This is a genomic window from Mycolicibacterium fluoranthenivorans (assembly GCF_011758805.1).
Classification (GTDB): domain Bacteria; phylum Actinomycetota; class Actinomycetes; order Mycobacteriales; family Mycobacteriaceae; genus Mycobacterium; species Mycobacterium fluoranthenivorans.
Window position 1 is genome coordinate 48,535 of the sequence record NZ_JAANOW010000005.1, and the last position, 24,133, is coordinate 72,667.

31 protein-coding genes and 1 pseudogene are annotated in these 24,133 nt (G+C 63.6%); 7 read left to right on the top strand and 25 right to left on the bottom strand.

Translation table 11 applies throughout. From position 1 onward, the window contains the following. Nucleotides 1-136 precede the first annotated feature (136 nt). Nucleotides 137-271, bottom strand: a pseudogene (locus tag FHU31_RS31935) (ArsR family transcriptional regulator); the annotation flags it as partial. Between the two features lie 79 nt (nt 272-350). Here FHU31_RS31935 and FHU31_RS28985 point away from each other — a divergent pair. After that, complete coding sequence (locus tag FHU31_RS28985) at nt 351-626, top strand: SHOCT domain-containing protein (RefSeq protein ID WP_167164528.1); 276 nt, start codon at nt 351-353, stop codon at nt 624-626. 278 nt (nt 627-904) lie between these two features. Then, nucleotides 905-1,339, top strand: a complete 435-nt coding sequence (locus FHU31_RS32240) for a sulfocyanin-like copper-binding protein (RefSeq protein WP_409371168.1) — start codon at nt 905-907, stop codon at nt 1,337-1,339. 550 nt (nt 1,340-1,889) lie between these two features. Here FHU31_RS32240 and FHU31_RS28995 read toward each other — a convergent pair. From FHU31_RS28995 to FHU31_RS29010, 4 genes are read right to left on the bottom strand one after another with little or no spacing between them, the layout of a single operon-like run. Continuing rightward, nucleotides 1,890-2,459: a hypothetical protein gene (locus FHU31_RS28995; RefSeq protein WP_167164532.1), complete on the bottom strand. Its 570-nt coding sequence runs from the start codon at nt 2,457-2,459 to the stop codon at nt 1,890-1,892. Between the two features lie 2 nt (nt 2,460-2,461). Continuing rightward, on the bottom strand, nt 2,462-3,862 hold the full coding sequence (locus FHU31_RS29000; protein WP_167164534.1) for a matrixin family metalloprotease: 1,401 nt from the start codon (nt 3,860-3,862) through the stop codon (nt 2,462-2,464). A 24-nt stretch (nt 3,863-3,886) separates the two neighbouring features. After that, entirely contained in the window at nt 3,887-5,038 is a 1,152-nt protein-coding gene (locus FHU31_RS29005) for a hypothetical protein (protein ID WP_234901740.1), read from the bottom strand. A gap of 4 nt (nt 5,039-5,042) precedes the next feature. Further along, entirely contained in the window at nt 5,043-5,732 is a 690-nt protein-coding gene (locus FHU31_RS29010) for an MspA family porin (RefSeq protein WP_167164536.1), read from the bottom strand. 862 nt (nt 5,733-6,594) lie between these two features. On the opposite strand from FHU31_RS29010, the gene FHU31_RS29015 reads away from it, so the two are divergent. From FHU31_RS29015 to FHU31_RS29025, 3 genes are all read left to right on the top strand, one after another. Further along, nucleotides 6,595-6,885, top strand: a complete 291-nt coding sequence (locus FHU31_RS29015) for a hypothetical protein (RefSeq protein ID WP_167164538.1) — start codon at nt 6,595-6,597, stop codon at nt 6,883-6,885. A gap of 255 nt (nt 6,886-7,140) precedes the next feature. Beyond that, on the top strand, nt 7,141-7,386 hold the full coding sequence (locus tag FHU31_RS29020; RefSeq protein WP_167164540.1) for a hypothetical protein: 246 nt from the start codon (nt 7,141-7,143) through the stop codon (nt 7,384-7,386). Nucleotides 7,387-7,399: 13 nt separating this feature from the next. Then, the gene (locus tag FHU31_RS29025) at nt 7,400-7,684 is read left to right on the top strand and encodes a hypothetical protein (protein ID WP_167164542.1); all 285 of its coding nucleotides are present in this window, start codon (nt 7,400-7,402) and stop codon (nt 7,682-7,684) included. Between the two features lie 185 nt (nt 7,685-7,869). Here the strand turns inward: FHU31_RS29025 and FHU31_RS29030 are convergent, their stop codons facing one another. From FHU31_RS29030 to FHU31_RS29050, 5 genes are all read right to left on the bottom strand, one after another. Beyond that, nucleotides 7,870-8,058, bottom strand: a complete 189-nt coding sequence (locus FHU31_RS29030) for a hypothetical protein (RefSeq protein WP_167164544.1) — start codon at nt 8,056-8,058, stop codon at nt 7,870-7,872. A gap of 108 nt (nt 8,059-8,166) precedes the next feature. Beyond that, nucleotides 8,167-8,541: a putative phage holin gene (locus FHU31_RS29035; protein ID WP_167164546.1), complete on the bottom strand. Its 375-nt coding sequence runs from the start codon at nt 8,539-8,541 to the stop codon at nt 8,167-8,169. Then, nucleotides 8,538-8,747, bottom strand: coding sequence for a DUF7620 family protein (locus FHU31_RS29040; protein WP_167164548.1), 210 nt, complete (start codon nt 8,745-8,747; stop codon nt 8,538-8,540). Before FHU31_RS29040 ends, FHU31_RS29035 begins: the two co-directional genes overlap by 4 nt. Beyond that, nucleotides 8,744-9,040 carry a hypothetical protein gene (locus FHU31_RS29045; RefSeq protein WP_167164550.1) on the bottom strand — a complete coding sequence of 99 codons (297 nt, stop codon included), beginning with the start codon at nt 9,038-9,040 and terminating at the stop codon, nt 8,744-8,746. The genes FHU31_RS29040 and FHU31_RS29045 overlap by 4 nt, the downstream gene beginning before the upstream one ends. Continuing rightward, complete coding sequence (locus FHU31_RS29050; protein WP_167164552.1) at nt 9,037-9,393, bottom strand: phage holin; 357 nt, start codon at nt 9,391-9,393, stop codon at nt 9,037-9,039. Before FHU31_RS29050 ends, FHU31_RS29045 begins: the two co-directional genes overlap by 4 nt. A 56-nt stretch (nt 9,394-9,449) precedes the next feature. Here FHU31_RS29050 and FHU31_RS32245 point away from each other — a divergent pair, with 56 nt between their 5' ends. Then, nucleotides 9,450-9,968 carry an NUMOD4 domain-containing protein gene (locus FHU31_RS32245; protein ID WP_167164554.1) on the top strand — a complete coding sequence of 173 codons (519 nt, stop codon included), beginning with the start codon at nt 9,450-9,452 and terminating at the stop codon, nt 9,966-9,968. On the opposite strand, the gene FHU31_RS29060 is transcribed toward FHU31_RS32245, so the two are convergent. From FHU31_RS29060 to FHU31_RS29115, 13 genes are all read right to left on the bottom strand, one after another. Then, complete coding sequence (locus FHU31_RS29060; RefSeq protein ID WP_167164556.1) at nt 9,946-11,028, bottom strand: hypothetical protein; 1,083 nt, start codon at nt 11,026-11,028, stop codon at nt 9,946-9,948. The two genes, FHU31_RS32245 and FHU31_RS29060, sit on opposite strands and share 23 nt — an antisense overlap. Continuing rightward, nucleotides 11,028-12,554 carry a peptidoglycan recognition protein family protein gene (locus FHU31_RS29065; protein WP_234901741.1) on the bottom strand — a complete coding sequence of 509 codons (1,527 nt, stop codon included), beginning with the start codon at nt 12,552-12,554 and terminating at the stop codon, nt 11,028-11,030. Before FHU31_RS29065 ends, FHU31_RS29060 begins: the two co-directional genes overlap by 1 nt. Nucleotides 12,555-12,711: 157 nt before the next feature. Beyond that, nucleotides 12,712-12,834, bottom strand: coding sequence for a hypothetical protein (locus FHU31_RS31940; protein WP_263987786.1), 123 nt, complete (start codon nt 12,832-12,834; stop codon nt 12,712-12,714). Nucleotides 12,835-12,880: 46 nt separating this feature from the next. Then, complete coding sequence (locus tag FHU31_RS29070; RefSeq protein ID WP_167164558.1) at nt 12,881-14,029, bottom strand: hypothetical protein; 1,149 nt, start codon at nt 14,027-14,029, stop codon at nt 12,881-12,883. 178 nt (nt 14,030-14,207) lie between these two features. After that, the gene (locus FHU31_RS31310; protein WP_208411581.1) at nt 14,208-14,897 is read right to left on the bottom strand and encodes a hypothetical protein; all 690 of its coding nucleotides are present in this window, start codon (nt 14,895-14,897) and stop codon (nt 14,208-14,210) included. Next, nucleotides 14,894-15,343: a hypothetical protein gene (locus FHU31_RS29080; protein WP_167164560.1), complete on the bottom strand. Its 450-nt coding sequence runs from the start codon at nt 15,341-15,343 to the stop codon at nt 14,894-14,896. The genes FHU31_RS31310 and FHU31_RS29080 overlap by 4 nt, the downstream gene beginning before the upstream one ends. A gap of 10 nt (nt 15,344-15,353) precedes the next feature. Further along, entirely contained in the window at nt 15,354-16,418 is a 1,065-nt protein-coding gene (locus FHU31_RS29085) for a phage fiber-tail adaptor protein (RefSeq protein ID WP_167164562.1), read from the bottom strand. Continuing rightward, a complete protein-coding gene (locus FHU31_RS29090; protein WP_167164564.1) occupies nt 16,418-16,801 on the bottom strand; it encodes a hypothetical protein in 384 nt (127 codons plus the stop codon). The genes FHU31_RS29085 and FHU31_RS29090 overlap by 1 nt, the downstream gene beginning before the upstream one ends. A gap of 2 nt (nt 16,802-16,803) precedes the next feature. Beyond that, nucleotides 16,804-17,010, bottom strand: a complete 207-nt coding sequence (locus tag FHU31_RS29095) for a hypothetical protein (protein ID WP_167164566.1) — start codon at nt 17,008-17,010, stop codon at nt 16,804-16,806. 16 nt (nt 17,011-17,026) lie between these two features. Then, nucleotides 17,027-17,221 (bottom strand): hypothetical protein, encoded by a 195-nt coding sequence (locus FHU31_RS29100; RefSeq protein WP_167164568.1) that lies wholly within the window; start codon nt 17,219-17,221, stop codon nt 17,027-17,029. Then, complete coding sequence (locus FHU31_RS29105) at nt 17,218-19,071, bottom strand: hypothetical protein (protein WP_167164570.1); 1,854 nt, start codon at nt 19,069-19,071, stop codon at nt 17,218-17,220. The genes FHU31_RS29100 and FHU31_RS29105 overlap by 4 nt, the downstream gene beginning before the upstream one ends. Further along, complete coding sequence (locus FHU31_RS29110; RefSeq protein WP_167164572.1) at nt 19,071-19,664, bottom strand: hypothetical protein; 594 nt, start codon at nt 19,662-19,664, stop codon at nt 19,071-19,073. Before FHU31_RS29110 ends, FHU31_RS29105 begins: the two co-directional genes overlap by 1 nt. Then, on the bottom strand, nt 19,661-20,620 hold the full coding sequence (locus tag FHU31_RS29115; RefSeq protein ID WP_167164574.1) for an LtfC-like domain-containing protein: 960 nt from the start codon (nt 20,618-20,620) through the stop codon (nt 19,661-19,663). Before FHU31_RS29115 ends, FHU31_RS29110 begins: the two co-directional genes overlap by 4 nt. A gap of 531 nt (nt 20,621-21,151) precedes the next feature. On the opposite strand from FHU31_RS29115, the gene FHU31_RS32250 reads away from it, so the two are divergent. Further along, nucleotides 21,152-21,484, top strand: a complete 333-nt coding sequence (locus tag FHU31_RS32250; RefSeq protein WP_420372093.1) for an HNH endonuclease — start codon at nt 21,152-21,154, stop codon at nt 21,482-21,484. 9 nt (nt 21,485-21,493) lie between these two features. Here the strand turns inward: FHU31_RS32250 and FHU31_RS29125 are convergent, their stop codons facing one another. Beyond that, nucleotides 21,494-23,200 (bottom strand): Gp37-like protein, encoded by a 1,707-nt coding sequence (locus tag FHU31_RS29125; RefSeq protein WP_167164577.1) that lies wholly within the window; start codon nt 23,198-23,200, stop codon nt 21,494-21,496. Nucleotides 23,201-23,203: 3 nt separating this feature from the next. Then, complete coding sequence (locus FHU31_RS29130; protein ID WP_167164578.1) at nt 23,204-23,926, bottom strand: hypothetical protein; 723 nt, start codon at nt 23,924-23,926, stop codon at nt 23,204-23,206. Between the last annotated feature and the right edge of the window lie 207 nt (nt 23,927-24,133).

The following is a 24,133-nucleotide window of genomic DNA, read 5'->3' on the forward strand; positions in this document are numbered from 1 at the left end:
GTCCACGTTCGGGGCGAAAATCGAAAGCGCAGCAGACATCTCGCCAGATTGGTCGTTCGGCCGTCTGGCCGCGAGGTAATTCACCACGCGGGGCCTCCAGCACAATCTGGGCAGCGGCGAGTACGTCGATCAGACCGCACTCCCGCAGGCAGGCAAGGTGTTTGGAGACGGTGGACTGAACCAGCCCCACCGCCTGTACCAGCTCGACCCGCGGTAGGTCCGCCGGCACTGCCTGGCGATGCCATAGCAGTCCGGTCGATAAAAGGACCATCGGCCCTACTACCTAGCGCACGGCCCGCGCATGCTGGCCCCACAACGAGTACGACAGGCGTGGCGTTTGGGAGGCAGCGATGTGTGGATACGGGTGGGGCAATGGATGGCACAGCAGCTGGGGCTGGGGCGGCGTCGTGATGAGTGTGCTGATGGTGCTGCTGGTCGTGGCCGTGGTGGTGGCGATCATCTTCGCCGTGCGTTACCTGTCGGGCAGCGCGAGCCTTCACCATCGAGGCGGTGCGGGCCCAGAGGGCATGCGTGCCGAAGACCGACTGGCCGACCGTTTCGCGCGAGGTGAGATCGACGGTGACGAGTTCCGGCAGCGCATGGCTCTGCTGCGCGAACACCGCTGACCGCCATGATGACTCTTCGCAGATCGCGCGATTTGACTATCGCCCTCACGGCGTTGGTCGTCGCCATAGTCTGCGCAGCGGCACTGAGCATCGGAATAGTCATGCGGCACAACCAGATAGCTGCGAGCCCGCCGTATCCGCCGGGCTTCGGAATGGGTCCAGGGATGATGACGGGTCCCGGCGTGATGGGACCTGGGCGGTCTCCTGTGATCCCGTCATGCTCCGCGCCCGCGTTGCCGGGCACCGTTGTCGACATCACCCTCGCCGATATGCACGGGATGATGGGACCGGGCGGCATGATGGGGCCGGGCCGAACCGGCGATCAAGGCGCGCCGATGGGCATGATCGGGATGATGCGCATCCTCATCAATCCGGCCACCGTTCCGCCGGGACAGGTGTCCTTTCGAGTGACCAATGCCGGTGCCTTGAACCACGAATTGGTCGTCCTGCCTCTCGCGAAGGGCCAGTACCCCGGCCAGCGGGCCATCGGTCCAGACGGCAAGGTCGATGAGGCAGGCAGCCTTGGTGAAGCCTCACGCTCCTGCGGTGCTGACAAAGGTGACGACAACGCGACCAACACCGGCATTGCCTCAGGGGCCAGCGGGTGGACCACGGTGAACCTGACACCGGGACGCTACGAGTTGATCTGCAACATCACCGGTCACTACTGGACCGGCATGTACGCCGAGTTGGATGTCAGCCCAATCGCGTAACTCCTCGCAGCACGCTCAGACGGACGAGAAGGGGAGAAGATCATGGTCAGCGCCACAACATGGACAGTCACCAGCGCCGCAATCGTCGCGCTTACCGGCTCGATGCTGTGGGCCGCGCCTAGTGGGGGTACCGCCGGAAGTGACCTGTCGGCACCTGCGCCGTCCTCCGTCTCTCGAAGCCCCTATCCGGCCCAGGGTCCAAATCCGCTAGACCCGCCAGGATGTTGGGACACTGACGGCATCTGGCATCCCGACTGCTGGGGTCCCGGACAATGGGCACCCGGGCCGTACGGCCCGGGGCAGTACGGCCCTGCACAGTCGGGTCCAGGAATGATGGGTCCCGGCATGATGGGTCCCGGAGAGTGGGGCTGAGGGGGACCCAGTTGATGGTCCAGCTGATCCGTGCCCGCGGTTATATGCAGCGACGGTTGACCTACTCTGCTTCGGCGGCAACAACCATCGAAACCGGCATCACTGATACCGCCTCACCCACACCAGAGCCCGCCACGACCCACACTGAGCCACGATCCCCTATTGCCCAGCGTGGGGCTCATCGCATCAAATCCGCCACCCGCAGCGTTGCATCCTTGGCCTGATCGATCACGTACTCCTCCCCGATGAATTGAACCTTGAACTTTGGCGTGAAATAGGTCAAGTTCACCTCGCAACCTGGCTCATACCGCTCGGCGCTGCCGTCATATATGACGAAGACCGCATCCGAACGTTCCTGGCCGTCTGGCTTGGCCAGCGAGTACACGGGCATCATGGAAGTGGACGGATCCCAGACTCCCTTCTGGTCGTATATCTCCTGCACGTCGATCGGGCCATATTTCGCTCCGATGAGAATGCTCTTTCCTGTTGGTTTGTCTTCCCACCGACACATGGCACCGCTTTCGATGTCCTCTTGGGTTCGGTTTAGGTTGACCGGTTCCAGGTTGGCGACTAGTCCGTGAAGCGCATCGCCAATCTGCGCGCAAGTCGGCAGGGCGGGTGCGCTCACGGCCGGCTGGTCGCCACCACCGGAGTTGTTGTCACCACAACTCGTGACCATAAGGACCGCTCCAATCATGATCAGGGCGAGGATGATGTTGCGTAGCGTGTTGCGTTGGGTGGCGGACATGTCTATGCGCACCCTCTCGGAACAGACGAAGGGTATGCGGTGATGATCTTCCCGCCGCCACCGTCAATGATGACGTTCGCCCACAGCGTCTTTCCTGTCAGCTGCCCGCCATTGCGGAGGTTCTTCTCGAACAAGAGATAGCCGATCACGAATGTACCGTTGGTCTCGGCGTAGCAGACGGTCATCGGGTGTTGCAGCGCTACCTCGATGCTGTGATCAGCGTTGTCACGCCAATTGTATCTACCGTCAATACGCTGCCAATCGCTTTCGTGGCCGTCGGCGATGTGGCGGTACCCGTTTTTGAGATTGCCGCAATACAGGGTGGAGGTGCCTTCGACCATGGCGTGGCCGGGTGTGTTGATGGGTGCGCGGGCGAAGGTGCGCACGGTCTTGTCTTCCGGTGAGGTGCGCCCGCATGCTCCCCAGGTCTGTTGTTCGGGAACATTGGGGGTTTTTGGTCCGCTTGTGCAGGCTTGTTGCAGCGCCGCGATATCGGCAGCTTGCGGACCACCTTGGGGCTGACCACCCGGGTTCATCAACGCCGCAGGATCGTCCGAATGCGCCAGACCGAGGGCGTGGCCGAGTTCATGGGCCAACACCGAAGCCAACTCCTGCACAGACAAGTTGTCCGGATTGACCCGTATTCGCGCAGGGGTCGTGTCGCTGCCGGAGGTGTACTCGGCGATGCCCACCGTGGGATCGCGGGAGAACTCGATCACCACCGTCGGTGAGGCTCCGGTCGCGCTGGCCTCAGTGATGGGAACCGAGCCCGCATTCACCCATTCCTGTGCAGCCTGCCCCGCGGCCGCCGCCGCTTCGGGGCTCGCCGCGTACACCACTTGCCCGTTGGTCACCGCTGACGTGTTCAGGGTGCAGTCCGACTGTCGGTCTTGCTCGGGTTGTGACGACTCTTGAGGTTCTGCCGTTGCCGATGGCTGCGGAACATCCCGCTGGCTCTGCTGCACCTGCGCCTGGGATGGCGCCGACTGGAGCGGTCGGTCATAATCCGGCGGCTGGGTGCCGTGTACCGGCTGCTGGCGCCGTGGGTAAGACTGCTGTGGGTATTGGGATGCCTGGCTGTATTGGCGTGCCTGCACGGACGGTGAGTTGATGTCCACGCCGTAATCGGATTGCCCCGGCTGCGGATAAGAGCCGCCGTTGTATCCCCCTGGTGGGCTGGGCATCCCGGGCGGCTGGAATTGGCCGCCGTTGAAGCCGCCATCACCGCCTGGCCCTCCAGTGGGGCCGGTTGGATCAGCGGTCGCCCCAGGCAGCACCGAAACCGTTGACCCCTCAAAGTCGTTGGTGGTGGTGATGACCGCAGCGAGAAACACAGCGAGGAGCGCCGGAACTACCAACAGCCGTCGGTAGCGCGGCGAAAGCGACTTGAATGGCGGTTTCATCGTCGGCATCGTCGGTTATCTCCCTCAGTGAACACCTCTCCATTCGCGTGCAGTGCGCTCATGGTCCAGTTCATCGGGCCCGCTCGTCATGTTGGTTTTGGTCCAGGTGACGTAGTCGGCAGCGGCACGGGTGCAGGCGTCGTAGTCGTCTCCGGTTTGACCGAACACCGTGGTGCACTGGATCGACATGTGCGCCAACAAGCGGTTGTTGCAGGAGTCCACCGACGTGTAGGCCGGGGCGGTGGTCAGGCATTGCTGCTGTGTCACACACGCCGCCACGAAGTTCGCGGCCCGACCGTCAGCGCTGGTGTAGGCATCAGGTCCGCCGGTGCAGTGCCCGTCGATAGGTGCGGCTGGCACGGTGACCCCGGCCGGCAGGCCGGTCCAGTTGGGGTTGGGCGCACCCGTGGTCGGCACGTCAGAGGCCCGGTAAGACAGGGCGATGGTGACCGGGAACGCGAAAATGTTCGCGGGCCCCAGATCGATGGTCAGATTCGACTGTCCCGGTGGAAAGCCCGGCCCCAACGTCGGTGTCACCGACAAGGGTGCCTGGTGGGCGTCGGTGGCCGTAGGGATCGAGAAGGTGCCGATCACCCGCGATGGGTTACCGGGAACAGCGTCGGTCTCGACCACCACCACGTGAGGGCCTTGGCGCAGATGCGTCGCCGCCGGGAGTTTGATCCCGAACGGGATGGTCGAGGCGGAGAACACCGTTTTGCGGGTCACCGTGATATCCACTCCGCCACCGGTATAGGGCACCACGGTGTAATCGACGTCGGGTGAGCCGTACACCCCGCCCCCGCCGGGCAGCCATGCCGCCGGACCCAGCGTCACCTCGGCGGGTAGGTGGAGGGAGATCTGGCGGTTGGGGTGCGCGGTCGGGGCGAAGATGCCGTCTTTGGCCCACATGGGTACGGTCGCCTCACCGCGTTCGGTTTGGGCGGCCAATGGTGGTTCCAGCCCGGCGGTCTCACCTTGCGGAATCGTCGAGGAGATCCTGGCCCCACCAATGGGATTCACCCGTCCCGGGTCGGCGGGCATCGGACGCTGGATCGGCAGCGGCACTGCGGGCCGGGTAGGATCCGTCGGAACTGGGTCGGCGTGAACTGTGGGCACCGGCGCCATGGCTGCCAGTACCGTCAACGCCACCACAACGAGCTTGGTCCGAATCACCATGATCTCAGAGGTCTTTCGGTTCGCCGTAGAGGGTTTGGGTGTCATTGCCGTTATCGGTACGGATCCGAATTGTCGTATAGGACTGGATCTTGACCTGACCACCGCACCCGTCGGCTTCGATGTTCTGATCACGCAGATTCGACACCGCATGCATGTTGCGCAGACTGATCCGGTCCAGCGGAACCTGCGCCAGGCCACCGGGTTTGAGGACCACCCGGATGTAACCACCCAGATGCTCCTGCACTCCCAAGGTCGCACCAGCCGACGCCCCGCCGAACCCGCCGCCCTGGCCACCACCGGAACCACCGCCGCCGTAGCCACCGCCGTAGACCTGGCCATTGACCTGTTGATACGGATCGATCCCGATATCGCCGCCCACCTCGACACCCGCCGACGAATCGGTGCGGCAGCCGACGAAATACCCGGCTTCCAACTGCGCATCCTGAATCACCGCACCACCGGTACCGCTGATACGCGCCTCCGCGCGCACCGACACCCGGGCCTGCCACGAATTCGACGCACCGGCCAGGTTGTCGATGTGATCGATCACCTCATTGGTGGTGTTCACATCCACCACCCACCCGTCATCAGTGACAAACTGCGTCCACCGATCCGGCATGACCTGTGGGTCAGCAAACGCCGCACCAGCGGTAGCCACACTGGCCGCCAACAAGCCGGCTAAGAACGCGAACATTGACTGCCGCGCATAAACAGCAAGACTCAATCTCATTAACAGCACGCCCCCGAACGTGTTCCGCGGCGAGACCCCCTCGCAAATGCTGGTGAACTCCTCAGCTACCGCTTCAACGCGCACCCTGCCATAAAGTCGACTGGCATGTCAATCGCAAGATGCCTTCGTCAACTGGCAAACATTGCAATGAGTGCGCAGATCGGCCTGTGAACCCACGGACGTATCAGGGCTAAGTTCTGTTCGGCCGTCCGGCGGGGCCGGGGTGGATCAGTGGTCGCCAGGCACCCGACACTTTGCGGACTCGTCGCATCTGTCACCCCGACCGTGAATGACCAGGACGCGGGAATCCAGACTGTGGTGAGGATCGCGATCCGAGCGGATCAAACGGCGTTGAAGTCGATCTGAATGGAGCTACAGAACCCCACAGGAAACGAAATCCGCCCCGACCGAGGTCGGGGCGGATTTCCTACGAGTGGAGCTAAGGGGAATCGAACCACTTTCTGAACAGGCGTTTTGTGGTTTCACCTGCATGATTGGAGCTATTTTGACCTGCTGCGACCTGGGTAAACACGCCTCCGACCTGCCTGTTGTTGTTTTAGACAACAACAGGCACCGTGCCGCACAGAACCGCCTACCGGATGACGTTGGGGGTCAGGGGATTCGAACCACTGTTGGATCGGGCGTGTCGCCTATTGACCAGCACCGGCACCTGTGTCGACCGGACACTCACCGTCTGTCGCCACCTGCGGATATGAAAATCGGTGCGGTCCACGACCGCACACGCCCGGCCCGGCGGCCTGGACCCGTTTGCTGGGCCAAAGACGCGACGGACCGCCCCACTTATCGGCAATCGACAGGAGTTGAAATGAGCGAATTGCAAGACATCATCGCCACAGCTGTAGAGGAAGAGCTGTCACTTGGTGGTGACCCCAAGTCCGTGGCCTCGCACGTCCTCTCAACCTTGCGAGACGAGAAGTTGGCCGTCGTCCGCGTGCCCGACGTTCAGCACAAGGGCCCGAATGACACCAATGGAACGTTGCTGATCAAAGCCGCTCGCCGGGCAGAGGACGCCCGATATCCGGTCGGTGGGAGCAACGTGGGCCGCGCAGTGGCCCAGGTGCTCCGCGAAGTCGCAGCCGCAGCCGCAGCCGACTAACGGCCTACCGCAACGTTATCGGCGAAAGGAAACAGAGATGAGCAAAGAACTAGCCACCATCGCTGACTTGAGTGGTCAGCTCTTTCGGGCCGTGATCGAGGACGCGAACGGCTATGCGTGGCAGCTCCGCCAACGCGTCTATGGGGCGTCCTGGTACCGGGTCGGTGACAGCCAACCGCATGGCAACCGCGACATACCGTTACCCGCCATGCTACTGCGCCCAGGTCAGCGACCAGAGCCAGACGAGGTGGGAGAGTGAGAGATCCAAGGATCGTTGAGACGCGCTACTGGAATGGAACGCGCCTCAGCCTCGAAGAGTTGTGTCGGTGGGCCAACGGGTTCGATCCGTATGGCGATCCGGTCCTGACCTTCAACTTCGCCGACGACGGGACGTGGGACGCGCCGCTGCTCGCCACCGAGGGTGACTTTCGAGAACTGCGTAACGGCGACTACATCGTGCGCCTGGACGACGGCGAGTTCTGCGTCCGCAGGTTGACATAAGGCTGGTTACCTGATGGTCGCGCTGCTGGGTTGGGTCATCGTCGCGGTGGTCACCGCGGAGTTGTTCTGGTGGATCGTCGGCGGCGCGGCGATCGCGTGCGTCGGCTGGCTCATCTACCGGGAATGGGAGACCCGGTTGTGGGAGCGCCTGGCCGCGGACGTTGAGAACGCCGAGATCATCGCCCGGGCGGACGAGCAGCACGCCCTGGCGCTTGCTGGCGACCCGCGCGGCACCTACGGCATCTATCCGCCGTCACCGCTCGTCTGGCCCGGTGCCGGGCCGGCATCCCTCCGATAGCGGCGGCCCGTACACCACCTCGCCACAGCCCGGGGCCAGGCACGCCCATGTGCGATGCCCACCAGAGTGCTGGCCGTGGCACGACGTCCACCCCACCAGCGTGCGGTTCGGCCCGAACGGGTGACCGGCCGGACAGCCCGTCGGGGCGACCTCCGACCAGCCACGAGGACCGCGCACCAGATCGGTCACCGTGCCAGCTGCTCCACAGCGACACCCATCTGCTTGGCGTACGCCTCCGCGTCGGGGCGCTGCGCATCGGTGAACGACCGATACCCATCCCAGCGGCCCGGAGTCCGCACCAGCAGGGCGACCTCATCCAGCGACGGGGATTGACCGCGGGGCCGCTGACGGACGACGTGATCAGGCTCAGACACCCCGCCACCGTACTGCCCACCAACGAAAAGAAACCGCCCCGTCCGGCACGAGGCCAGACGGGGCGGTTCTATCGAGTACTAAGTCAGCAGCGAGCGGCTACCCCTGAATCACTGGCGGTGCATCCACTCACGCAGGCTGTCGACCCACACACGCCACTGCGGGCGGGTATCCCCGAGCGCGGCGCGCAGCGCCTTCCCTTCGCGTTGATACCTGCGCATCATCTGCCACAGTGCGATCATCGCGACCGTGCTGCCTGCATAGAGCACCAGGCGGATCACCTGCCGGGCCGGGTACTCCGAGTCGGTCAATTCCGACGCCGCGTTCTGCGTCAGCACCAAGGCGAACAGAAGCGTCTTCAGCGCGTAGATTCGGCCGAGCATCGTGGCCCACCACGGCGAGGCCGCAACATAGGTGAGCAGGTAGATGTCCGTCACCAGGGACAGAAGGCACAGGAATACGTTCGCCCACGTCTCCGTCGTCACCCCACACCCCCGAATGCAGTGCGCAACGCTTCTGCGAAACCGTTCTGCACCAACTCATCACGCAACTGACTGCCCACTTTCTTGGCCCGCTCCACTGCTGCGTCGGCCATCCTCGCGGTGCTCTCTGCAGCGAACTGCTGCTGCCGTTCCGCCTGGTCGGCGCTCTCACGGGCCTCGTCGATCTCCCTCCGCCACCACAGCTTCATGACATCCGCTCCTGAGCGACTTCACGGATCGCTGTAACCAAGGCTTGCTGGACCTCCGCAGTCACCGTGGTGACGTTCGCCGCTTCGGCGAACTTCGCGATGCTCCTGGCGTCCTCCACCAGCAGGGCATCCTTGGCCGCTATCTCGCGGTCTTTCTCCGCCATCAGCTGGCGATGATGCACGCCGAGCATGAGATGCCCTTTGAGCAGCAGATAGATGAATCCCGCCGTGAGAAAGATCATCAGCGTGACGATGCTGATGCCATTCCAGGCAGCCGGATTCGGCAACGTCACGCCTTGTGACCTGCGGTCGTGGTGTCGGTATTGGCGGCGGCCACACCGCCTCCGAACAGCACCGGAGCGAGTCCGGTCCACAGCGCCCACACCTGATCGGTCGTGTAGCCATACCGGACGAGCAGCGCTCCGGCCGTCGCGAGCGCCGGGTACAGGAATTTCCGGAACCCGTTGGCGGTGTTGAAGGTCGACAGTCCTGCGTCGGCGAGCACCAGGACCAGCGCGGCCCAGAGGTTGGCGTCGGTGGCGGTGATGTACCCGGCAGCGGTGAGCACAGCGGCGACGGCCGGCAGCGCAACGTGAAGGAACGCGCGGGCATCGGCCCACGACCTGATGTTGAGTAGATTCTTCATGACAGTCCTTCCAGGTTCTAACTTCACTTGTCATATGTGCGTCGTAGACTTATGTCATGCGTGAACTTTGGCGCCCAGTAGTCGGATACGAGGGCCTGTACGAGGTTTCAGATCAAGGACGGGTTAGATCCCTTGACCGCAGCGTCAGATATGGAAGTAAGGCGTGGCGTCGCCATCACGGGACCGAGATAGCACCGTTCCGATCTCCGCCAACCAACTACCTGACAGTCAGCCTCTCCAGAGACGGCTACAAACGAAATCGACGGATCCACGTGCTGGTGCTGGAGGCGTTCATCGGGCCTAGGCCATCGCCAGAGATGGACGGTTGCCACAACAACAGCGATCCCGATGACAACCGCGCGGCGAATCTGCGCTGGGATACAAAAGTGTCCAATTCTCAGGACAGCGTCCGGATTGGAACTCATCACGAGCGCAACATGACTCACTGCAAACGCAATCATGCTTTCACAGTTGAGAACACGTACGTTAACCCCACAAGCGGGGCCCGGCAATGTCGCCAGTGTGTTCGAGATGCCCGCGGCGTACGTCAAACTAGGCCGATACGGACGCTTTGATCTTGCCGCGCACCCAGTCGATGGCCGGGCCCAGCTGGTAACCCCCATGGGGGGTCATGTTGCCGAGGAACAGCACGCCGCGCAGGATTGCGTTGACGACGTTCATGATCTCGGCGGTGGGGTTGATGCCTACGGCGACGAGCTCGAATAGCAGTGCCTTCGGGTCGGAGGCGGCGATCAGGCTGTAGATGGACCGCTGCATCTGCCCGGCCTTGTCGAACGGGGTCTCGGTGTACATGTCACCGTGTCGGACCAGGTAGGCGATCCGGTCACCGAGCGCCTCGACTTGCAGCCACTCCGGGCTGATCCCGCCCGTGCCTGCCTTCGGTGAATCCGGTTGCAGCACAGCATCGCCCAGGAAGTCCTTGGGGCGGTACGGAGCGCCCATCTCGAGGACAGACACCAGGTCGCGGAGACGGTGATGGAACTGGCCCGTCGGGTTGATGACATGCCGGTTCAGGAATCGTGAGACGACGATGTCGCCCTCGGAGAATCCGCTGATGCACCACGGCCGGCCGGCGGGCATCAGTACCGGGTCGAGCATGAACCGGCACACCTCGGAGACTCCGGTGTTGCTCTGGAACGGGATCGCCGTATTCACGTACCCGGTGGGCTGCAGCTGGACCAGGCCTTCGGCTTCCATCTGCTGCCCGACACCGACCGCGGGCCCGATGAACATGTCGGACATGTGCCCTTCGACGCTGATGTACAGCGGCTTGAGCTTGCGGCCGTCGACCGGCGCCGGGGGCGGCGGGGCGAGCAGCTGCATCTGCGACTTGGTGGCCCAGTCGAACTCGGCATCCAGGTCGGTGATGGGTCCGGGTCGCTGCCCGGCCTGCACCAGCTGCCGGACCGCGGCCTTGAACTTCGCCTGCGCGCGACCGTAGCCCTCTGTGTAGGTGTCGTCGACGTCGGTGATCCCGAGGCCTTCGGCCTTGCCGTAGGAGAACCGCTTGAGGAACGTCTTGGCGTCGGAGAGCAGCGGGTCTACATCCCCGATATCGCGGGCGGGATGCCACCCGGAGGAGACCTGCGCGACGAGATGCGCCGGCGCGGTCATCAGGAATTCCCCCCGGTCTTGAACACGGCCTGGAACTTCGGTTTGAACGCGACGAGCGCCTTGCACATGTCCTGGCCGAATTCGGCGACGAACGGGTTCGATGCGGCGTAGGAGTCCGCCGCGACACCGTGTTCGGCGACGCGCTCCACGTGCTCGACCGCGTACGGCACGTCGAGCAGGTAGGCCAGCGTGTTCCGGCCGTCCCAGATGTTGCCGTCGATGTTGTAGATGAAGCCGAGCATCGTCTCAATGTCTTTGCCGTCCTCGGCCAGCGCCGCACGGGACGGGCCGCGCTTCATGACCTCCTCGTAGAGTTCTTGCTGCTGCTTGTCGGTCAGTGCCATCAGGAAACCTCCAGTGCTCGTTGGTTTGCGGTCGATCTGGGCTTGAATGTCGGCGCGCAGGACGTCCATGTCGATCGCGCCGGGATCCCACTTACCCTCGGCGGTGGGCGGGTCGCCCTGGTCGTATTCCTTGTGCGACAGGCTGTGCGATGCGTCGACACCGATACGTCGGTTGATGGCGGCGTTCACCTTCACCAGGGCGTCGTACTGCGCGTCGGGCCAGGACGATCGGTGCGGCTTCCCGGGAGTGCCGCCGCCGTCGTTCTGGCATTCGATGCCGATGCACCGCTGATTCGCGACGTGCCGACCGAGGCCGGGCCAGTACCCGGTGCCGCCATGCCAGCACACCCCGACGGCGACGAGCTCGACGACACCGTCGCGGCGCAGATGGATGTTCGCCAGAGGCCCGGCAAGATCCGACCGGCCGTTGCGGATCGACTGCCACGTCGAGCCATTCGACCCGGTGTGGTGGTTGATCACACCCCACAGCGATCCCATGTCGCCGTGGCCGGATTCCAGCCATCCCGGCGTCTCGATGACCGTCAAACCTTCGGCGCGCAGCACGTCGGCCAGCCAGACCGGGTCACCCGTCCAAGGCCCGTGCTCGTATTCGATCTCCTCCGGCGGCGGTGGGACGGTGACCGGGGCGCCGGCCTTCACCTCGTTGTAGAGGCGGATCGCGTCGCCCCACCACTGCGCGTACGCCTCGGGAACGCCGGATCGCTGCACACCCTGGACGACGTCGTTCGCCGAGTTCGCGGCCGCGATGAAGTGGCCGGCGTCAATGCCGTCGTTGGCGTGGAATTCCTTGGGCAGCCGCAGCATGAAGTTGCGGATCGCGGTGCGCGGGTTCATCTCGTCGGCGACGGTGCCCCACCACAGTTCACCGTTCGGGCCGCGCTGCTGCTGACAGATGCCGCATGATCGGCCGTCGTTGGACTCGCTGTCGTGCGGGTAGTTCGCGCTCGACGGTTCACGGGTGGGGTTGGCCGGGCACCAGATGCGCCGTTCGAAGGGCGCATCGCCGTCCTTCACCCCGACTTCCTGCATCGTGCACATACCGGCGAGCACCGCGGCCGGCTTCTCCTCGAGACCGAGTTCGTTCGCGACGTCGATGAAGATGCGCATGTAGTCGGCCCGCGTCAGCAGCGGGTCGTCCTGAAGGAAACGGGTGAAACTCATCGAAGCTCCCTCACGGTTCGGTTGGGGTGGCCGGCGCGGATCGTCATCGCACGCTGAATGCCGGCGGGCAGGTCGGCCATGTGCATGCAGAGCCGCTGCCAGCGGCGAGCGCAGGCGATATCGACACCGCGGAAAGTCAACGTGTGCAAGGGGTCTCCTAGTGGTGGGAGAGTTGCTTCTCGAATTGCGGGGCGACGCCGATCAGCCACAGGTAGGCCACGGTGGCGGCCAGCGTGAGTCCGGCGAGGGCACCGACAGTGATAGCGGCAGGGATTTTCATGGCCCGGGTTCTTCCCCTTCATCCGGATGTGCGACAAGATGCCTAGTCAGTAGGCGGTGACCGGAGAGAGGGCGCGTTCGATTCGTCCACCTCGGGATAGGATTTGTGAGCCGCCGTAGGGGGCCGCCCCGAACGTCTTATTACTGGCAACCCGCGCTTCGCAACCGTGCAGCCACATCTTCGCTGCCGGCGTGCTGGTGTCTCCTGACAGTCCACACTGCCAGTCCGCGTACCCATCACCCGGCGACTCAGCCAAACACCCGATATTCCATGACTGTGTGCTATTACCGGTGCCGTTGATGTCGGCGACCACCGACGCAGTCGCGGTGCGATAGGTTCCGCCGATTCGTATCACCTGCGCTCCGTCATGGGCGGTTGAGCACTGATCGCTGGACGTGTGTCCGCAATCCGTTGCGCGACAGTTGATTTCGATTGCGCGGGGGATCTTGCCAGCGTTGGCGTGGTAGTTGAATCCATCCGCACCTGAGCGGGTCGTTTCGCAGTTCACCAGTACCGAATCCACACCCAGCATGGACACGTTGTTGTATCCGGCGTTCTGCGACAAACCTGTCTCGACGTTGACCATTGTCGCCACCGCACCAGCGGAGGTGGAGTTGGTGACGTTCACAACGTCGGTGCCGCCGTACAGGATCATGTCCTGCAGGTAGGTGGTGTAGTCGCCGACGTTCTTGAAGTTCGGCACGTTCAGTAGCGCCCAGATACGTGATGCGTTGGTGGTGTTCAGATTCCGGTTGTCAGAAGCGTGTACGTAGAGGGTGGATCCGTTCTGCCACCACGACCCCACCGTCGCTTCAACAGTGGCGATGCTGGTCATCTTCGTCAACCGAACCCCCGGCGCACCAGCCACCATGTCGATAACTTCGGACACGCTGGTGCGTGTCGTCTCATAGGTGTTGGTCTGCCCAGACGACAGCGTGTAAGTCAGTACCTCATGAGTGGTGATATACGGCAGACCAGTGCCGCCGTCATACCCGATGACGTTGATGTTCTTGCCTTGGGTGACACCGTTGAATCCCTTACTGCGGTAGTAAGGGTTGGTGTATCCGTAGCCTTTCACCATCACCGTGCCGACATCGGACTTGGCCATAGCCGTGTACAGGTTCTGCAGCGCCGCCCCAGCCGACAGTCCGTTGTTTGCGTCGGAGCCGGACACGATATCGACGTAGTAGGTCACACCCGATCCGTACTTACGGGCCGTCGGATCGAAGGTGGTCGATGGTGTTCCGTACTGGTCAATGAACAGTTTCCCTGCCAGCGGGGAGGTGGTCCAGGAGAACCCTGGCGGGGTCGACAGGGGCGCTTTTACAGGGCCCATTGCGCGGGAGGGGGCGGGTGGATCAAGCACTCCCATGTCAGCTCACCACGATCGCAGGTCGGTTGGTCACTGCACCGGATGAGTCTCTGGTGAGTGCGGGCTGGGTGTAGGTCGTGGTCACGGCAGACAGCACGTGCGTCACCACATAGGAGTCGATCGCGCCGGGAAAGCTGGTCGACTCGGTTCCCGTGAATGTTCCAGTGGCTCCGTCGGGCCAGGAGACGGAGAATCCGGTCGCAGCGCTGGTCGCTGATCGGGTGATGGTTCCGGTGGCGAGCTGGTCTGGATTGGCCGCAAGGGATAGCAGCACGGCCGCGGCAGCTGCCTTGCCGGCGAGTGCGTTGGTGACTGTGGCCGCAAAGTTCGCGTCGTCACCTAGCGCCGTGGCCAACTCGTTCAGAGTGTCCAAAGCCCCGGGCGCGCCGTTGATCACGTTGTTCACGGCCGCCGCGATATCGGTGGTTGATACCGCGCCGATCGCCGCCCGGGCGGCGGCAGGATCACCGGTAAGTACCGTAAGCCCTGTTTCAGTGACTCCATCCAGCTTTGCCGGATCGTCGTCGTAGTCCAGGTCGTTGTAGTGCGTTTCGCCGTCACCCGTTTTCTCCCGACCAGTGTCCGTCTCCCGGACACGCTCACCCTGCAGCGGGATGTCGTTCTCCGTGGCCAACGCGGCAGCGGTCTTCTGGTACGGCATGATCCGAGCGCGCAGCGGAGTGGCAGTCATAGCGGTGTCCCGTCGATGATGTACTCGTTGTCCTCCAACGGCGGCAGACTGACGGTCTGAATGACCGTCGAGAGCTGCAGCGTCGCACCGTCGACCGGCGCATCGAATGGGCCGATCAGGAGTTCCTGCAACGGTCCCGGCACGGGCAGCAGCACCGACGCCGCCCACTGGATGCCGGTCACCGACAAACCCGGGTCGTTGGCCAACAGTTTCAACGGCGACCCGTCCTTATCGACCAAGGATCCGTCACCGTCGATGGTGGCGTACACGGTGTGCGGCGGCCGGTGCGAGTCGCCGCCGAACCGCAGCAGCGACGTCTGAACCAGGTTCGAGGTGAACACCACCCGGGCCTTGGACAAGGCTTGGCGGGTCAACTCCCCCGCGATCACCGTGCCCGGAATGTCGAAGACGTTCCAGTCCACCGTGAAGCTCGGCAGATCAGTCACCACGCACCTCCTACAGGTTCTTGACGGGCAGTCGCAGGGACCGGGTGTAGGACTCGCCACCCCACGTATCGATGTGGTACTTGATCGTGTAGGAGTCGCCGCCGGCCGAGCCGCCGCCCACCATCACCGTGGTATCGATATCGGTGAACCACGAGTCGAGGATGTCCAACCCACCCGCATCGATGCGGGCATCCTTGATCCGATCAAACGTCTTGCCCAGGAACGTCTCCCAATTCAACGTCAACGGGGTGATATCGTCCGGGGTTTTCGGATCCGCGGTATCGACGACCTCGGTGTAGGAATCCAAAGGGACGTCGAACACCTGCCGGCGCAACCCACCCAGACGCGGTTCCCGGTGCGCGATAGCCGGACCGAACCCGACATCGAAGGCCATCGGAGGGCACGACGCGACCGTGTCAGCGGCATACAGCGGCACCACGATGCCACCCCAATCACCCGACTTCTGCCGGGTCGCGGTGATGTTCTGCGGTGACCCCGTCCCGGCAGAATCGCAGATCCCCAGGGCGATACCGGTGTTGTCGAGATACCGCTGCTGCGCGCCGCTGAACCCCGCGATACCCGAACGGGTACCGAACACACCCACCAGACGGTCAGCCGGCGACGCGGTCGCCGAGATCGTCATCGCCGTACCAGTACCCTGCCCGGTGACCAGCGGGCCGACCGAATCCACCCCGGTGTACGTCGCCGCGCCCACCCGCACGAACCGCTTCGACGGCCCACCGCCGCCCACCGCGCCGTAGATGCGCTGCTTCCCGCCAGGCGAGTCGAGCAGCGCGAACACTTCTGTCCACGCCTGCACCGGCACGGTGCCCCACGGGATGATGCCCAGCGACGTCATCTCGATATCGCCGTACATCACCTTGCGGGACAGATCCCCGAGGTCGAGGTCGACGAGCTTGAACGGGCCGAGGGCGAGGTCCGCGGCCGAGAACGCGATCGGCGCGATGATGCAATCACCAGGGTTGGTGACCAGATCGAACGCGGCACCTACGTGTGTGTCGAGTTCTTCGCCGTCGAGTGCGCCGAGTCCCTTGACGCCGAACCCGACTGCCATTAGCGGTCCACTGCCTTCGCGTACACCGGCGCCGACACGATGGTCAGGGTGTCACCGGTGTAGATGTGCTTGACCTCCGAGAACTGGCGCACCATGCGGCACGTCCCGCCGGTCAACGCCGTCCAGAAGCTCACCCCCCACACGTCCTCGATCGTCGCGATGCCGTCGAATGAGAACGGCGAAGCGAGGTCGTAGAGGCCGTTCGCGTCCGGGGTGCCATAGGTCGAGGCGATCCGGTCGGTGTAGGCCGATGGGTGCATGGTGCCGTCGAACGGGGTGCCGATGTGCAGTTTGGCGTGGGTGATCGTGGACAGGATCGCCGAGATACCCAGGATGCACGAGGAGAGGGTGAATCCGGAGTAGAGGTCTTCTTCGGTGTCCATGATCAGCCCTCACTTCCTGTTGCCGCGTCTTGGATTTCGATGTCCGACCAGCCGGCAACTTCCGCAGCGCTCGCGTTGCGCGCCCCCGCGTTGGAGGTCGCGACCAGCCACGCCATGTTGGCCAATGGGCCTTCTTCGGGGAATTGGGTTCTGATCGCGATCGCCTTCGAAACTGGGTCGCGTTTCAGGGAATTCGGTGCATAGGCCATGTCAGCTCTCCTCTTGTCAGGGGGTCTCTTCGGGGACAGTGGTGGTGGTCATGTCGGTCCAGGACTCGACGTCCTCGTCGGCGACGTAGTGGGTCTTGCCGTCGCTGATGGTCACGACCAGCCACGATTTCGCTGGATCGGACATCCCGGTCTTGAGCGCGACGAACCCGGAGTCGGGGTCCTTCTTGACGTCGTTCACTGCGTAGTTCACGGATTCGCTCCCATGATTTCGAAGTACGTTTTGGTGCCGGTCGCTTCACCGGTGAAGACCGTGGAGTTGGCGGCGTTGGCGTTGTAGCCGAGCTGGATGTAGTCCCCGGCCTGCAGGTAGACCGGCACCGATGCGTACGCAGCGTCGGGAGATCGGGTTTGAAGGGTGCCGTTGAAGGTGCTGCCGCCGCCGGTGATGGTGCCGGTGACGTCGTAGGCGATCGGCCGCAGTGTCTCGCCGGCGTACTTCTCCAACGCGCCGTTCTTGAATAGGGCCATGCTCAGCGGATACGGCGCCATGCCGGTCTGTGAGGTGATGCCGGCCGTCTTGACGGTCATCGCCACCTGGAAGGTGACGATGTACCAGTCGTCTCGTGAGACCGTGAACTTGCCTGTCACTAGATCGACAGTGATGTCAGATGTCTTCTGCGCCTCAACTCCAAAGGTGTTGTCTGGCAGTATGTTCGCCCCGGATGCCGCTGCGATGTTGGCGGTCGAGGTGCGGTACATCTTCGCGCCCGATCCCTTGTAGGCGATCGGGGCGTAGTCCGACATCAGGACGCCGGCCAAGAAGAACGAGTTCCGGATGGCGTCGGTCTGCCACGGCAGCCCCGGATTCCACGTCTTGGTCTTGGTCTCCATCGTCACGAAGGCGTGGAAGTCGCCCGCCACAGCCCTGTTCGCGGCGTCAACGTAGGTCGGTTGAGCGGCGCCGTTGAGGACGATCTGATACTGATTGCCAATATTGCGGACCTCGGCGCGCATACCGCTGGACATCGGAGTGGTGATAGTCCCGTTGCCGCCGAATGCCGTGTACGTGCGGATGCCGCCGCTGGTGGTGAAATATCCCAGCTCCACACCCGTCGGAACGATCGACAGATACAGGCCGCGGGTGGCCGCCGGGCCGATGTCGTCGCAGTGGAAGTGCAGTCTCGTCGCCGCCTCGGTGTCGGAGTTTCCGCCGGCGATGATGACGGAGAGGGACTGGTCGTCCGTCTCGTAGATGTGACCGCAGCCCGCATAGAAGGTCGAGTTGGTGGCGGCGCCGGCCTTGATGCCCATCGTCGGGATCGTGCCGATCAGCCGAATGCACAGGTCCCCCGACGTCGGTCCGGTCGTCGGCCAATCAGTCGCGTTCAGCGCTGCCCCGTCGGCGCCGGTAAACGTCATGTCGAACACCGCTCCGTCGTGCGCGGAGTCGAGATCTTTGGCCAGCGCGGCGACCGCGAGCTGCGCGGCGTACGCCGACGCTTCGGCGCGCTGGGCGGCCTGGGCCACCTCGATCGACTGTGCAGCCACCGTCGACACGGTGTTCCCCGACGACGAACCACCGAACGCCGACGCGAGCGCGTCCAGGAAGTTCTGCAGCCCAGCAAGACTGATACCCGCGTTGGCCAGCGCCGTGGACGCGTTGGATACGGCGGCGTTAATGAAGTCACCGACGTCATCGATGATCGATCCGCCAACTTTCCCGATCAGGGAACCGATCTGCGCGATCGCGTGACCGGCGTTGGTTACCGCGGTGTTGGCGTTCGCGAGCGCGGCGTTGATGAAATCGCCGACATCGTCGATGATGCTGCCGCCCACTTTCCAGATGAGCGTGCCGATCTGGGTGAGCGCGTTGACCGCGTTGGTCGCCGCGCCGCTGAGCGCCGACATCACCATCGACCAGCCCTGCTTCAGCACACCGGCGGGGTTCTTCCACACGCTGCCCGCCGGGAACTTCTGTGCCTTGAGGATCGCAACGACGTTCACCTGGGTGCGGCTCGGCAACTCCGATATGCCGGTGTCTGAGACGCCGAACTGGGCATCGGGATTCATCCCGTCCGGCCCGTTGGGCATCACGCCCATCAGGAATCGTCCTCCGTGGCGAAGTCTTCAGGCTTGATCGCCGCGGCGGTCTGCTTCATGGCCTGGCTGTCGGCGCGAATCGGGGGGGCCAGCTCGGCGGCCAGCGCGCGCACCTTGCTCATGTCGCCGGACGCGGCCGCGTCGGTAGCGGACTGGATTCGGTCCGCCAGACCAGACAACTTCGGGGCCCGGTTTTCGAGCTTGCGAATCAGGCCGACGACGTTGGCCCGTGCGAGTAGCCCTTGCCCGGCCTCGTCGAGCTCCGGGTGCGCCCGGACACCGAGCGCATACAGTTCCGGCGCCAGCGCGACCGGCAGCGGCGGCGGCAACACGAGCAGGGCGATGGACAGCGCCCCGGCCTGCTGCACGTCCATCGGAGGATCCGGGGCGGTGATGTCGATCTTCTCCGCCCGCTGCGGCGCCCAATTCCCGTCAGCCTCGGTCCCCATACTGACCAGCCGCTTGGTCGCCAATTCTGGATGCACACGCAGGCCGGCCGCGGCGAGCTTCGGGGCGAGCATCTTGCGCCCGGGAGGGGCCACCACCCACAGCACCTTCTCCAGCGCCGAGATCTCAGCAGCTGTGGCGGTCACGCCGCATCCCGCGCGGTGACCGATGCAACCTGGATACCGCGCGTGGCCGACGGTGTCCCCCGGTAGAAGCTGAATCCGACGTGCCGGTAACCGAATCCGTGCGGCACGATCTTCGTGTCGTCGGTCCAGGTACTGATCGGGTCCAGCGAGGTGCCCTTGTACACCGACACGGTGCGCACCGAATCGATGTAGACGATGCGGTAGTACTCGAGGTTGACCACGGTGTTGGCGATCACCGGTGCGCGGTCAACGATGGTCATCGGCGCGGTCAGGGTGCCGATGTGCAGTTTGCGTGCCGCGCTGGCGCCGGTTTCGAACTTCACCGCGCAGCCCATCTCAAAGTTGATGTCGGCGCCGAAGTTGACCGACGTCCAAGACGGCGACGATGTCGAGACGTTGAGCAGGGTGACGCCGATCTCGATGCCGTCGGTGCTGAATTCGCGGATGTAACGCACCGCGCTCTTCTGAGCCCCGGGCCCGCCCATCATGGCGTAGGGCAGATCGTCGTCGGAGTTGTCGCTGATCTGGATGCGGCCGTACACGGGCTTCCACCAGTTGCCGGCCGCAGTGCGTTGCAGGTTGTCGGTGATGGTCAGCGGGACAACGTCGGCCTGCGCCGGCGGGGTCGTATAGGTGACTTCCTTGCGGATGACCTTCCCGTGCCGGATCGAGAACGGGCCTTCCTTGGTTTCCAGGTAGATGGTGAAATTCGCGCCGGCCGGGACCTTGTCCATCTGTGCTGGGCTGCCCACAAACTCAAGGCGATCGGGGAACACTCGGCCGTCGAACTTCAGCAGGTCCGCGCCCTTGGTGTCGGTGAATACGATCCGTGTGGTCGAGCGGTCCGGCCAACGCTCCAGTCCGCTGGTGTGCGGGATCAGGTACGGCTGGTCGCCTGGTTCGGGCTTCCAGACGCTGCCGCGGGATAGCACTACAGCCGAGTAGAGTGATTCCACCGCAGCCCCCTCTCATGTCGGTAGCAATGGGTAGGATTGCTACCCATGACGGTTTGTTCAGTCCCTGATTGCGAGCGGAAAGTTCTCGCGAAGACGATGTGCGCAGCGCACTATCAGCGTTCTCGCACAGGCCAACCACTGGACGCTCCGCTCCGTAGCTACACACGCGGCGGAACCTGCTCGGTCGACGGATGTGTCCAACCACTTGACGGTCACGGCCTCTGTAGTCGACATCGACAGCGTCAAGCCCGTGGCGTTCCCCTCGACGGCGACAACCGGCGTCGACTAGAACGCGGTTGCTCAGTCGATGGCTGCGAGCGAGATCACGCTGCTAACGGCCTGTGCCAATCGCACTGGCGCCGCAACAAGAAAGGGCAGGACATCAGCGCGCCGATCGTTCCCAAACTCATCACCGATGACCTGCTAGCACGGCTGCGGACATACGCTCCGACCGGCGCACCCGATGAGTGCTGGGAATGGACCCGGGCACTCAACAAGGGATACGGAGCAATGTCGGTGCCCGGCTCACGTATGCGTCAGGCTCACGTCATCGCCTGGGAGCTGCACCATGAGATAGAACTTCCCGACGGTCTGGTAGTCCGCCACGCCTGCGACAATCCGCCATGCACTAATCCTGCGCACTTGATTCTCGGAACCCACGAGGACAACTCCCATGACCGACTGGCCCGAGGCGCCGATGCCTATAACGGAACGGGTTTTCGCCATCGGACCCAGGCTGAGGTCACCTCAATGCGCGCCCTTCACACTGCCGGGATGAACATGACAGAGATATCGCGGCAGTTTCAATGTTCCCGAACTACTGCGATGAGGATCGTCAAAGGTATTTCATTCCAAGGTATTTGACCTTGGAACCTACTGGACCAAATGAACTCCAATGTCACTAATTCGGTCCATAGCCTTTTTGAGCATTCGGGCGTCGCGTTCGCCGCGGGACATCGCCGCCTTGTTCAGGCCGACTTTGGTGACGAACTCGGACTTGCCGGAGTCGTCGCCCTGCAGCGTCATCTCCTTGACCTGGTTGACGAACATCACGTCGATGCCCATGCGTTCCAACGCGCCCGACGTCGAGACGATCCGGTCACCGATGTCGTAATGCAGGCCGGGTATCACCCACGTGGACTCGTCGATGACCAGGGTGTGGCTGGTCTCGTCCGCGGTGTCCTTGACACCGCCGCGCGCTGTCGCCAACGCTGACAGTGACCAGACGTTCTGCTCGGCGCCGGACTGGTAGATCTCCAGCAGGTGCACCCAGCCGAGATGGCTTGCTCGGTTCCCGAGTTCGAACTGAGCCCACGCGGCGATGGTGCCGACGAGGAACGGCATGATCACGTCGCTCGCGATATCGCCTGCAGAGTCGAAGCCCAGTAGGAAGAAGTAGCCGAGCAGGTTACCGACCGAGCTGATGATGGCGTCGACGAGCGCGTCCGCTGTGGGGTTGTCGCCGCCCACGATGACCTGGGTTGCGGTGGCCGGCGAATAGGTGACCTTGGATTGCAGGTCGTTGACGTAGGAGTCGCGCAGCGTGATACCGGGCTTCTTGGCCAGGGTGCCCATCCACGAGGACTGCCAGTACTCGTCTGGGGTGAGTGACTGGTCGTCGTCGACGAACTCGAGCACCCCTTCGAGTAGGTCCGAGGTCCAGGTGAGCACCGAACGCGCCAGGCCGGCCGCGGCGCCTCCGGAGAAGTAGGTGCCGTCTCCGGAGGCGAACCCGGAGCGGTCCTTCACCTCGAAGACCAGGGCGCCGTTGGCGATGTCGTTGTTGAACAGGCCGGTGACGGTTTCGCCTTCGTCGGTGAAGATCCGCCGGTAGGTCAGCGACAGCTGCGCGTCGTCGAGAGGGTCGGCGATCACACTGTCGGCGGTGTTCATCCGGGCCGCGAAGATCCCCCACAGCGACGGGTCGTTCGCGAACGACGGACCCTTGATGTGGGCCTGCCAGGTGCGGGGGTCGAACGACTCGGTGTAGGAGTCGAAGTCGAACGGGTCATCCGGCAGCGTCCAGGCATTCAGGAACTGTCGAACGAACTGCATCTTGATGACCGCGGCGGCGCCCCAGGCGCTGGGCGCGAAAAGGAAGAAATCCCTGGGGAATTGGAATATCGGGATGGGCAGGGCGGGATTCGGTGGTACGAGCAGGAACTGCAGGAACTGCAGGTCGTCGTTGAAGTGCGCCGTCAGGAAGTCGACGCCGTTGATCGTTTCGACGGTCCAGTGGTGCATCATCCCGGACCAGCGCAGCAGCCCGCCGTATCGGTCGACCCGGATGACGACTTGCTTGCACTCCTCCGGGTTGTTCGGGATCGACGCGATCCACTTGGCCATCGGGTGCCGGCAGGGAAGCTGGAAATATCCTGGCGAGGACACGTTGTCTCGCCAGGGGAATTGGTGCTTGGTGGTGTCGAGGATGTTGACCGCGCCGCGGCGGTTCAGGCCGACCTGATCGGGGATGTTGCGGTAGAGACTGATCTCGGTTTGCGCGCGCTGCAGGCATCGTCGTTGCCGACGGATCTCGTCGGTGATCTCGCGTGTCCGGTCAAGGCTCGCGAGACCCGGCATTGGTCAGGCCACCAGCGGTGTGCTGAACGGGGAGTCATACCAGCGTGGCAGCGTGAGCCGCACCGCCGCGGTGTCCTGTACTCCGAGGACACGGACCACGCAGCCCCGCTCGGGGTCCGAGGTGCCGGACCCGGGTGGGATGGGATATTCGAAGTCCCGGCCGCCGGCGCGCAGCCCGACCGGGGTTTCCATCTCCGAGATGTACGTTTCTAGATCCGGACGAGTGAACACCGAGGTGGCCCCGTCGCCTTCGACGATCTGCGGGGTGAGGACAGTCTTGCCGAGATCGGCGATGCCGCGGGCCTTGATCTCGTTGTAGAAGCTGTAGTCGGGAAGCACATACTGTGCCCCCCAAGCTAATTCCCATTCCGACCAGATATCCACGGTGCTGGGGTTGAAGTACGGAAGGGTGAACCACGAGTCGCCCGGTGTGGTGATCTCATGCTCGTACACGTCCGGTTTGCCGACGTAGAAAGGCAGCTCAGCCGCCATGATCTGCACCAGAGACCCGTACCGGTAGATCTCAGGATCGATGCCCTCGAAGTTCTGCGTGGAGAACGACTTCGTCGTATCCAGCGGCCGCACCCGCAGGATCCGCTCACCATCGACTGAGGTGTAGATGATCTTGGTTTCCTTGTCGGGGTGAAACATCGCCCGCCACCGCGAATACACCAGATGCCACAGATCCGCGCTCTGGTCCAGCTGTGTCCCAGTGTCGGGGTTCATCAGGTGGATAGTCCACACGACGTCACGCCGCTTCGGCTTCCACGACTGATAGAACTGCCCGTAACCGTAAGTGCCCCAGTTCGTTTGGATAGGCAGGTCATGCAAACCTGTCGATCCCGGGGCTAACTCCGGCCCCCAGGACAGCCCTGGCGGGCTGATGCGGCAGAAGTCCCCGTTCACACCTGCGACATCGATGCTGTTCTGGGT